Origin of the sequence: Aquirufa regiilacus (genome assembly GCF_032470275.1) — a bacterium.
Lineage (GTDB): Bacteria > Bacteroidota > Bacteroidia > Cytophagales > Spirosomataceae > Aquirufa > Aquirufa regiilacus.
Genome location: NZ_JAVNWW010000001.1, coordinates 817,314 through 828,858 on the forward strand (window position 1 = coordinate 817,314; position 11,545 = coordinate 828,858).

Annotated in this window: 10 protein-coding genes; all 10 read left to right on the top strand. The window is 39.4% G+C overall.

Going from position 1 to position 11,545, the window contains the following annotated elements; all coding sequences use genetic code 11:
- Positions 1-8 precede the first annotated feature (8 nt).
- The 10 genes from PQG45_RS03605 to PQG45_RS03650 all read left to right on the top strand — a co-directional run bounded on the left by PQG45_RS03605 (position 9) and on the right by PQG45_RS03650 (position 11,508).
- Positions 9-1,424 (top strand): aldehyde dehydrogenase family protein, encoded by a 1,416-nt coding sequence (locus PQG45_RS03605; RefSeq protein WP_315576211.1) that lies wholly within the window; start codon positions 9-11, stop codon positions 1,422-1,424.
- Between the two features lie 104 nt (positions 1,425-1,528).
- A complete protein-coding gene (locus PQG45_RS03610; protein WP_316070301.1) occupies positions 1,529-4,168 on the top strand; it encodes a hypothetical protein in 2,640 nt (879 codons plus the stop codon).
- Positions 4,165-5,235, top strand: coding sequence for a tetratricopeptide repeat protein (locus PQG45_RS03615; protein ID WP_316070302.1), 1,071 nt, complete (start codon positions 4,165-4,167; stop codon positions 5,233-5,235). The genes PQG45_RS03610 and PQG45_RS03615 overlap by 4 nt, the downstream gene beginning before the upstream one ends.
- A gap of 61 nt (positions 5,236-5,296) precedes the next feature.
- Complete coding sequence (gene thrS, locus PQG45_RS03620; protein ID WP_315576205.1) at positions 5,297-7,237, top strand: threonine--tRNA ligase; 1,941 nt, start codon at positions 5,297-5,299, stop codon at positions 7,235-7,237.
- Between the two features lie 100 nt (positions 7,238-7,337).
- Positions 7,338-7,898, top strand: a complete 561-nt coding sequence (gene infC, locus PQG45_RS03625; RefSeq protein ID WP_315576203.1) for a translation initiation factor IF-3 — start codon at positions 7,338-7,340, stop codon at positions 7,896-7,898.
- A gap of 76 nt (positions 7,899-7,974) precedes the next feature.
- The gene (rpmI, locus tag PQG45_RS03630; protein WP_315576202.1) at positions 7,975-8,169 is read left to right on the top strand and encodes a 50S ribosomal protein L35; all 195 of its coding nucleotides are present in this window, start codon (positions 7,975-7,977) and stop codon (positions 8,167-8,169) included.
- Positions 8,170-8,252: 83 nt separating this feature from the next.
- Complete coding sequence (gene rplT, locus PQG45_RS03635) at positions 8,253-8,597, top strand: 50S ribosomal protein L20 (RefSeq protein ID WP_315576201.1); 345 nt, start codon at positions 8,253-8,255, stop codon at positions 8,595-8,597.
- 73 nt (positions 8,598-8,670) lie between these two features.
- Positions 8,671-9,786 (top strand): cysteine desulfurase family protein, encoded by a 1,116-nt coding sequence (locus tag PQG45_RS03640; protein WP_316070303.1) that lies wholly within the window; start codon positions 8,671-8,673, stop codon positions 9,784-9,786.
- A complete protein-coding gene (locus PQG45_RS03645) occupies positions 9,783-10,745 on the top strand; it encodes an XdhC family protein (RefSeq protein ID WP_316070304.1) in 963 nt (320 codons plus the stop codon). Before PQG45_RS03640 ends, PQG45_RS03645 begins: the two co-directional genes overlap by 4 nt.
- 1 nt (position 10,746) lies before the next feature.
- Positions 10,747-11,508: a DUF3050 domain-containing protein gene (locus PQG45_RS03650; protein ID WP_316070305.1), complete on the top strand. Its 762-nt coding sequence runs from the start codon at positions 10,747-10,749 to the stop codon at positions 11,506-11,508.
- The last annotated feature ends 37 nt before the right edge of the window (positions 11,509-11,545 follow it).

Here is an 11,545-nt window from a genome sequence, read left to right on the forward strand (position 1 = left end):
TTGTACGCATGAATCAATCTACTGAAGAAAGAATCCAAGAGGTTCTGTTTTTGCAAAAATCCTCCTTGCTCCGATTGAAAAATTCGAGTGCCGATGAGCGTATTGAAAAATTAAGAAAGTTGCAGAAATACATGTTGGCCCACCAACAAGATCTCTTCGATGCCCTTTTTCAGGATTTTCGTAAGCCTAGTTCGGAGGTAATCATCGCGGAACTTTTAGGAGTAAAGCGTGAAATAGATCACATGATTAAACATATTAAATCATGGATGAAGCCTCAAAAAGTTTCCACTCCGCTCCTTTTATTAGGTACTCAGGGTCATATTCAATTTGAACCGAAAGGTTTGTGTTTGATTATTGCACCTTGGAATTACCCATTCAATTTGGCTATTAATCCCTTGGTCCATGCAATAGCGGCAGGAAATGCAATTATCTTGAAGCCTTCCGAAATGAGCGAACATACTTCAGCATTTATCAAGAAAATGATTAATGCATTGTACGATCCTTCCGATGTATTCTGTGTGGAAGGAGATGCGCAAATTTCCACGTTCTTACTAGCCCAGAAATTTGACCATATCTTCTTTACAGGAAGTCCTGCCATTGGTAAAGTGGTTATGGCGGCTGCCGCGAAGCATTTGACTTCAGTTACCCTTGAATTAGGTGGTAAATCACCAGCGATTGTTGGGCCAAGTGCCGATATGGATAGTATTGTTCAAAAAATTGCGTGGGGTAAGTTTTTGAATAATGGCCAGACATGTATTGCTCCTGATTATGTTTTTGTTCATGAAAAGGTTCATTTTCAGTTTTTAGCCGGATTAGAAAATGCCATTCAAGCTTTTTACAATGCAGATTCGAAAGGCATCGAAAAAAGTAATGACTATGCGCGTATCGTTAATCGGAGACATTTTGATCGCATCGTTCGTTTATTGGATGACGCCAAAGAGAAAGGTGCTAAGGTGATTTTTGGTGGAGACATGAATCCCGAAACGAATTACATTAGTCCCACGATTTTAAGTCAGTGTACGATGGACATGGCAATCATGCAAGAAGAAATTTTTGGACCTATTTTGCCTGTTCTTACTTTCCGTGCGGAGGAAGAAATTATCAACTATTTAAGTCATGAGGAGAAGCCTTTAGCGCTTTATATCTTCTCGGAGGATAAAACTTTCACGGATTACATTTTAAATAATACATCGGCGGGTTCAAGTGTTGTCAATGATTGTTTGATTCAATTTGGCCATTCATCTTTGCCTTTTGGTGGTGTTAACAATTCTGGCATCGGTCGATCCGGAGGTAAATTTGGCTTCGAAGAGTTTTCGCATGCAAAGGCTGTTATCGTACAAAAGACCAATGCTTTGCGCTTCTTTTATCCTCCCTATACCTTACGGACGAAATGGCTAATCGAGCGAGTATTGAAGTGGTTTTAAGAAATCTGCTTTTTTTATTACTTTGTTGTTTATCATTGAATGGCTGGGCGCAGTCTATTTTATTAGACCAAAATCCATTTTCATTGAAATTTTACAAGATTTCAATGAAATCTGCGCCGTTAGACCTATACTTTCCGGCAGGTTTTGATTCTGTTGCTCAGGTGACAGCTCATGAGCTTGAGGCAAGTTGGGCTAAAACTGGCTCAGGCTTTCCTAAAAATACTCGCCGATTTCCTATTCTATTACAAAATCAAGGCTTGGTCTCGAATGGCTTTGTCAGCCTTTTCGCACCACGAGCTGAGTTTTTAACCACACCGAGTCAGGACGCTGCTTTGTTGGGGACAAATGATTGGTTGCCTCTCTTGGTGAGTCATGAACTGCGACATGTGCATCAAAGTAATGCCGCTAAACAGGGTTTGGCTCGTTGGGTCCATGGTATTTTTGGAGCCTATGGGCAAGCTGTTTACAGTAATTTACTGATTCCAAATTGGCTTTGGGAGGGCGATGCAGTGGAAACAGAATCGCACTTGAATGCGATGGGTCGGTCTCAGATACCCCAATTTAAATTACCATTAAAGGCCTATTTAGCTACCTACGGAGTACCTAATTATGCCAAAATGATGGGTAAGTCTTACCAGCATTTAGTTCCTAATCATTATGTTTTTGGACAGTATTTAAGTCAACAAATGACGAAGGATTTTGGTGAAACGTTCATTCCTAGTTTATGGCAGTCGGCGCTGAATCATCCAACCTTATTTGGCTTTTCAAAACAGTTTAAAAAACGTACAGGTAAGTCAATTGACCACTACGCTACTGACGCTTTCGAAAAGTTAACGGCTCAGGATTCCGCCTCTGTGACTAAGAAACAAGGATACACACAATATTTGTACCCCAATGTCTTAGCAGATGGTCGAATCATCGCGTTGAAAAGTGGTTTTTCGGATATCAGGCAATTGGTCGAAATAAAGCAAGGAAAAGAGCGCCGACTTACCTATCTCGGCCCGATGATTGATGCTTCGATGTTAAGTGCTTCGAATGAGTTTGTTGTTTGGTCTGAGCTTGTTTATCATTCACGCTGGGGGCAAAAACAACAATCTCGTCTCGTTTTTTACTCGTTGAAAAGCGGTCAAAAAATGTTTTGGGGAGTTCATGAAAAGTGGATAAGTCCGAGTATTTCTCCTGACTCAAAATACGTTTCCTTTATTCATTTAAAGGAAAATGACCAATCTTCAATAATGGTCTATGATCGTGCGCATCGCCAGGTTATTTCAAAAATAGTAGCTAAAAGTGGTGAGCAGTTTCTTCAACCTCGCATCAATAGGGATGGTACATTAGTTTACATCGTTAAATATGCGGGTAATAAATCCGTTTGCGTTTGGGATTTTGTTCAACAGAAGGAAATTTTTCGAAAGGATTTTGGCCAACATAATATAGCACATCCGACTGTTGATGGTAATTGGATCTATATGAATTACCCCGCTGGCGATGTAGACCAGATCGCTCGAATTAATCGCTTGGATGACCGATTTGAAATTATGACGAAGGATCGTTTTGGGGCCTATTTTGGATATTCTACATCCGATTCTTTGACATATTCGGCCTACACTGCGGCAGGTCATAAGATCGTTATCGTTCCGTTGAAACCAACGTCCGTTGATTTAGCTATTCATTCACTTGAAAGTAAAAAGGATTCATTGCAGCATTCTTTACCCGTTAAATTGGTTTCGAAATGGAATTTAATCAATCCATTTACTTGGGGTCCTGTGTTAAGCTCTACAGGAAATCAATTGGAGTATAGTATCCAGTCAAGAGATGTATTTAATTCTTTGCAGGCTTCAGCGGGTATTCGATATGAAATGAATGAAAGGCATTTGAATCAATTTGCCCGTCTATCCTACCATGCATGGTTTCCAATTATCGATGTTAATTATCAATCCAGCAATCGTCAAACGCAATTATATATTGATAATAAAAAGCCTTTAGACAGTTTAAGGGTTGACCAATGGAAGCAACAAACGTGGGATGTAGGATTTCGGATTCCATTTAATTTAACGCATGGTGCATATCAGGAATTCTTACAGATTGGATCCAATATAGGCTTTCTGAATGTAAGCGGTTATGATTTGACTAAACGCTATTATTCTGAACCGTTTAATGGAAATTATAGCTTTGTGAAACATCAGGTTTATTACAGCAAATTGTTAAGTAAAAGTTTGTGGGATGTTCAAGCGCGAAAGGGATTTGTTTTTCAGGCGAATTGGAATGGTATTCCTTTCAAACAGAAGTTGCAGAATGAATTGTGGAATATCCAGGCACAAATTTATCTGCCTGGACCCTTAAAGCATGATGGATTTTTGTTGCGTTATGCATACCAACAAGAATCAGCGGGAAATTATCGCTTCGGCAGTTCTGTATATTTTCCCCGAGGGTACCTATACACTTCATTTAATCAGTTATCAACCTTGGGCATAGATTACCGTTTCCCTATTAAGAATACGGATATTCGTGTGGGGCGCATACTTTACATTAGCCGAATTAAGGGTAATGTTTTTGGTGATTTAGGTATGGGAAAGGATAATTTGGATCGAAAAGCACAATCCTTTCATGCATTCGGTGTAGATTTGTTGGCCCAATTTCATGCATTAAGATTTTCGCAAGGATTTGAATTAGGAGTTCGAGCCTTGTATGTTGCTGAAAGTAAATCTTGGGCTATTGTTCCATTGGTAATAGATATCGGATTTTGATTTATCGTCTCATATTTCTCGTAGGAATCTCTTTATTTTTTGTGGCTTGTGAAAAGGAGCAAGATACAAAGGGTGAAACGATACCTCCTGCTGCTATTTTTCAGAAATCACAGAAGCCAGAATTGATTGTGGCTTACCTGACGAATCTCTTAGAGAATCAGGATGGGGCTAATCTTTATTATTTAAGATCAAAAGCTTATTTTGACTTACGCGCCTATCAAAAAGCTGAAATTGATATTGAGAAAGCATTGAGCCAAGTACCTGGTGATGTGGATTATTTGTTGCTATCAGCGCTCATAAAAAGACAATTAGGCATGTTTTCTGAGGCAATTGAGGATGCCAAATTGGTTGAGTCGAGCGGTATTACTTCAGCCAAATTATTTCAAATTTTAGCTGACTTGCATTTTGCAATACACGAGAAAAAGCTTGGATTTTTATACATCCGTAAATTGGAAAAGGCGGGTCTACCTAAGTCGGAACGCCCATATGTGGATTTCATGAAACGGCAGTTTCGGTCAGATAGTTTAGGCGCGTATCAAGCGGTAAGATTAGTCGATATTCAACATCCTGATTTAGCGCATGCTTATTTTGCATACCAAATTGGTCGTATTTCTAACTTAAACTACCAAAAGCAAATTTTAGGTGAATTAAAGAAGTTTCCGCTTGACCCCTATCTGATGTTTTCATGGGGACAGTTTTTGGTACATATGGGTCAATATGGTCAGGCAGAGAAGGTTTTCAAGCAAAGTATTGCTTGGATGCCCCAACAAGCTTTTGTCCGTCTTTATGTAGCGCGCTATTATTTAGAACGAAATCAATACGATTTGGTTGACAATATCCTTTCTCCTATTCAATCCAGTGGCCTTTTTGCCCGGGATGTACTTTATTTAAAAGTATTGGGAACATTAAATCGAGGTCAAAAATCAAAAAGTATTTCCTTGTTGGATTCTATTCGAAAGGTGTATGCGACCGATGGTCGATTTACAATTTTGTATGACCGATTGGTTGGGAAAAAAACGGATTCAGTTAATTCGACACTTGATTCGACCCAACAAATTGTCCCATAATTTTCCGCTCTTTTCGGGTTTAAAATGAAGGTAAATTCGTACCTTCGCAAAAATTTTTTATATGATTAAGATATCTTTTCCTGACGGTCAGGTTCGTGAATTTGAAAAAGGAGTAACACCCATGGATGTTGCCTTGTCAATTTCGGAAGGTTTAGCGCGTAATGTATTGGCGGCTAAATTGAACGGTGATGTAGTCGATGCCTCTACTCCAATTGAATCAGATGCAAGTTTGCAGTTATTAACTTGGAATGATGAGGATGGGAAAAAGACATTTTGGCATTCATCTGCTCACTTGATGGCTGAGGCGATTGAGGCATTGTATCCTGGAACGAAGTTTGGTATTGGACCTGCGATTGAAAATGGATTTTATTATGATATCGATTTAGGAGGTAAAGAATTTGGTTCAGATCAATTCAAGGAAATCGAGGATAAGATGGTTGAGCTGGCTCGCCAAAAGAGCGCGTATGTGCGTAAGTCGGTATCTAAATCGGATGCGATTGCCTATTTCACGGAGAAAGATGATGAATATAAATTAGAATTGTTGGAAGGTTTATCCGACGGTTCTATTACGTTTTACAGTCAAGGGAATTTTACCGATTTATGTCGGGGACCTCACATTCCTTCGACCGGATTTATTAAATCAGTGAAGCTTTTAAGTGTCGCGGGAGCCTATTGGCGTGGCGATGAAAAGCGTAAGCAAATGACGCGTATTTATGCGATTACGTTTCCCAAAGCAAAAGAATTAGAAGAGTATTTGTTTTTATTGGAAGAGGCGAAGCGACGTGATCACCGGAAATTAGGTAAGGAATTGGAGCTTTTTGCTTTCTCGGAAAAGGTCGGCATGGGTCTGCCTTTATGGTTGCCGAAAGGAACCATTTTGCGTGAACGTTTGGAGAATTTCTTAAAGCGTGCGCAAGTTCGTGCGGGCTACTCCCCGGTTGTGACTCCACATATTGCTAGTAAAGAATTGTATGTGACTTCAGGTCACTATGCGAAATATGGCAAGGATTCTTTTCAGCCGATCCATACACCGGATGAGGGCGAAGAGTATCTGTTGAAGCCGATGAACTGCCCGCATCATTGCGAGATTTACAAGACAAAGCCACGTTCTTACAAGGATTTGCCTTTGCGTTTGGCGGAGTTTGGAACGGTTTATCGTTACGAGCAATCCGGTGAATTGCATGGGTTGACTCGTGTACGTGGATTTACACAGGATGATGCGCATATTTTCTGTCGGCCAGACCAGGTTGAAGAAGAGTTCATGAAGGTAATTGATTTGGTACTTTATGTATTCAAAGCCTTAGGTTTCAACGAATATTCCGCACAGGTTTCCTTGCGTGATCGTGAGAATCGTGAAAAATACATTGGAAACGATGAGGATTGGGATCGTGCGGAACAAGCCATTATTAAAACGGCGGAATTGAAAGGTTTGCCTACCGTTGTTGAGTATGGTGAGGCAGCATTTTATGGTCCTAAGTTAGACTTTATGGTACGCGATGCCTTAGGTCGTAAATGGCAATTAGGTACGATTCAGGTGGATTATCAATTACCTCAACGATTTGAGTTGGAGTATACAGGTTCCGACAATCAAAAACATCGTCCGGTGATGATTCACCGTGCGCCTTTTGGTTCACTGGAACGATTTGTAGCAATTTTGATTGAGAATACAGCAGGGAATTTCCCATTGTGGTTGTCTCCAGATCAATTAGCTGTTTTGCCTATCTCAGAGAAATACGAAGATTACGCGAACGAGGTGTATTTACGTTTGCAAGAGCGCGATTTACGTGGTTATGTGGATCATCGGAACGAGAAAATGGGTCGTAAGATTCGTGACGCGGAGGTTGGTAAAGTACCATTCATGATTATTGTGGGTGAGAAAGAGCAGGCTGATGGCATGGTTAGTATTCGTAAGAAAGGTGAAGGAGATTTAGGGATGATGAGTTTGGATGCCTTTATGGCATTGGCTGGTGAGGAAATAAACCAACATTCTTATTCTAATTAGAAATAACTGATTATTTAAGCGTTTGGCCAATATTTGTTTGCATTTACGCGCTTTTTAAATTAGCTTCGAAGTGATTTTTATTTAAACCAAATTATAATTTATGGCTTTACGCCCCAACAACAATTACCGAGGAAATAAGCGAGAAGAGGAACCGTATCGAATTAATCAATTGATTCGTGGTGTCGAAGAAGTTCGATTAGTAGGTGAAAACATTGAGATTGGTGTTTATCCTTTTGCGAAAGCGTTGGCAATTGCTGAGTCTCAAAACTTGGATTTGGTTGAAATTTCGCCCAAAGCAGTACCTCCTGTGTGTAAAGTTATTGATTATGCGAAGTTTAAGTATGATCAAAAGAAAAAGCAGAAGGAAATCAAAGCCAATGCGACTAAGACCGTTATTAAGGAAATTCGTTTTGGTCCTAACACGGATGAGCACGATTTTAACTTTAAGTTGAAACATGCCGTTAACTTCCTTAAAGAAGGTGCTAAGGTAAAAGCTTATGTACACTTTGTGGGTCGTACAATTGTATTCAAAGAGCGTGGCGAAATGCTATTGCTTAATTTTGCCAAAGGTTTGGAAGATGTGGGTAAGCCTGACGATATGCCTAAGTTAGAAGGTAAGCGTATGAGCATCATTTTCTCTCCTAAAGTGGCAAAGAAATAATTTTACTAATTGAGTGGAATTTCGAGGTAATATTGTTACTTTTGCATTCCAATTTTTACATTTAATAATTTAAAGAATGCCAAAAATTAAAACCAACTCTGGAGCTAAGAAACGCTTCAAAGTAACGGGAACTGGTAAGATCAAGCGTAAACATGCTTTTCACAGCCATATCCTTACTAAAAAAACAACGAAACAAAAGCGTAATTTAGTTCACGCAACTCTAGTTTCACCAGCTGATATGGATCGCGTTAACTTAATGTTAGGTCTTTAATTATCAGTTTAGTTATTGTTAAACCAGAAAGAAGGCAAAAAAAGTAATCGAGAGATTCGCCTCATTTCAAAAAACAAAAAATTATGCCAAGAAGTGTCAATCACGTAGCCTCAAGAGCTAGAAGAAAGAAAATCCTTAAGTTAGCGAAAGGATTTTACGGTCGCGGAAAAAACGTTTGGACTGTAGCAAAAAACAAAGTAGAGAAAGGTTTGCAATATGCATACCGCGATCGTAAAGTTAAGAAAAGAGATTTTCGCGGACTTTGGATTCAACGTATCAATGCTGCGGCTCGCCAAGAAGGTATGTCTTATTCAGCTTTTATGGGTAAATATAACAAGTCTGGTATGGCTTTAAACCGTAAGGTATTAGCTGATTTAGCAATGAATCACCCAGAAGCTTTTAAAGCAGTTGTCAAAAAACTTGCTTAGTTAGCAAATGAAAGTCCCGATTTATTCGGGACTTTTTTTTTATCTCCTATCTTTGTTATCAATTCGTATAACATTGGAAAAACCCATTTATTTCGATTATGCTTCCACCACACCGGTACACCCGGATGTGCTAAAAGCCATGTTGCCTTATTTCACGGAAGAATTTGGGAATGCAGGCTCTAGCCAACATTATTATGGATGGGCTGCTGACGAGGCCGTAGAATCAGCTAGAAAGAAAATCAGTTCTTATTTTGGTGTTCCTGCACGCCAACTCGTTTTTACTTCAGGCGCCACAGAATCTAATAATTTAGCCATTCAGGGATATTTGAAAGACAAACATCCTGGGCATCTGATTACTTCTTATATCGAGCATAAGGCTGTCCTTCAGATTTTTCAAACTTTGGAGGCTCAAGGTTGGGCTGTTACCTATCTGCAACCGAATGATTCGGGGTGTATTGAAGTTTCATCGGTTCAACAGGCCATTCGATCTGATACTGTTTTGATTTCTTTGATGATGGTCAACAATGAAACGGGAAATTTGACTGATTTTCAAGCCATCACTAAAATTTGTCGAGAGGCAGCTATTTGTTTTCACGCTGATGCTACCCAAGCGCTTGGGAAGCTTGACTTAGCGCATAATCCTTTTCTGCCCGATATGATCAGTTTCTCCGGGCATAAGATCTATGGTCCAAAAGGGATAGGTGGTTTGGTATTTAACTCTCCCTCTTTGATTTGTCCTTTTATGTACGGTGGTGGACAAGAACGAGGATTACGTCCAGGGACTGTGCCTGTTCAACAAGTTGTTGCTTTATCAGCTTGTTTTGATTTGTTTCCAGCCTTAATCGAGTCGATGCCTGTGATTCAAAATTACAAGGATAAAATACTTCAAAAATTACTTACAAATCATATCGTTAATTCTGCTGACAATCAGTCGGTTGCACATATATTGAGCTTGTCTTTTCCAAACTTGGATTGGGAAGAATTGTATCGGAAAATTCCGATGATTGCCGTTTCCAACGGATCTGCGTGTAATGCTAAATCTCAATTGCCTTCACACGTCATGAAAGCGCATGGCCATGCTGATTCGTTAGCATTAGCAACAATTCGGATTTCATTGAGTTATCTTACCAAAGAGTCTGACATTGATTTCTTAATTGATTATTTGAACAGTCAATTGCCTCATAGATGAAAGAATTATTAGTCATTCTGGCTCAGCTAGATACATTACTGAAGGGTGGAGAATCAATTGCGTTAGCAACAGTAGTACACGTGGATGGTTCTGCATACCGTAGGCCTGGTGCGCGTATGTTAATTGATTCTCAAGGGAATTGGTGGGGAGGAATCAGTGGAGGTTGTTTAGAAGGCGATTTGCTAAAGAAAGCCCAATTAGCGATGTTTCAACAATCCATCAAACGAATCACTTATGACACGCGCGAAGATGATCCGTTTCAATTGGGAGTTGGTTTAGGTTGTCAGGGTTTAATCGAGATTGTTATTGATCCCATACGTGCGAATATTGAACGTGTAAAAGATTCCCTAGAAAGACAAATAAATTCAGGTTTGCCAGGATTTATGCGTTCGCAATGGGTGGAGGATGTATTGCATATTTCTCAAATTGAACAATCCGTGGCTGCTTGGGATGAAGGCCAACAAGTTTTTACGGAGTATTTACCTGCTCGGACGCGTATTTGGGTTGTTGGCAATCAATTTGATGCTTCAAGCTTAATTGAATTATGCTTAAATTTAGCTTGGGAAGTGCATTGGGTTGGAAATACTTCAAAAATGCGAAAGGATCTTCAGGTTCGTGTTGCTGCCTGTTATGAATGGGATAGCGTATCAGGACTTAAATCGAGTGATTGTTTGGTCTTAATGACACACGATTTCGATCGAGATGTTCAATTCTTAAATCAATACGTTAGTCATCAAACTATTCAGTACCTGGGAATTCTAGGACCGACAAAACGATTTGAGCGTTTACAAAAACAATTAAGCTGTCAGCTAGTTTCTGATATATCAAGTCCAGTCGGTTTGGATGTCGGAGCTGAAGGACCTGAAGAAATAGCCATAGCCGTGGTAGCTGAGATTTTAGCTGTTCAAAATAACCGAGATGGACAGCGATTAAAATATAGGACAAAAACAATTCATTAAGATGAGCCAAATTAATAGCCTAAGAGAACAAATTAAACCATATCAACAAGCGCTTTATAAGCATCCAATTAATTCTTTCATTAAATCACAATCGGATTTGACATTATTTATGCAGCATCATGTTTTTGCTGTATGGGATTTTATGTCGCTTGTAAAAAAGTTGCAAGCTGAATTGACTTGTGTTTCACAGCCTTGGGTTCCTAAAGGCTCAGCCGAGGTACGATTCTTAATTAATGAGATTGTATTGGGTGAAGAATCTGATGTCGACCAACATGGTGTCATTATAAGTCATTTTGAACTGTATTTACGGGCTATGAAAGAGCTTTCGATTGAGGCCTCTCCTATCTTAGGTGAATTTTTGCAGGCTACATCCATCGAAGAAATACTACAAAAAGTAGCTGCATCATCAGTAGCCCCATCGATTAAGCAATTTTTGACATTTACATTTGAGTCTATTAAAAATCGGCCAATTGAAGAGATTGCCGCAATTTTCACTTTTGGTCGGGAGGATTTGATTCCGGGTATGTTTCAATTAATCGTTGATCAATTAAAGCAAGATGCTCCAAAGCAAGTAGAAACTTTAGTTTACTATTTAGAGCGTCACATCGAAGTTGATGGAGATCATCACAGTCAATTAGCTTATCAAATGATGGAGGAATTATGTGGAACTGATGCAGATAAATGGCAGAGGGCTACAAATGCGGCCATTGAATCGTTACAAGTACGTAAAGTATTGTGGGATGGGATTGTAACGATGTGTTAAGAGTTAAGAGGTAAGAGGTAAGAGGTAAGAGTAAAGA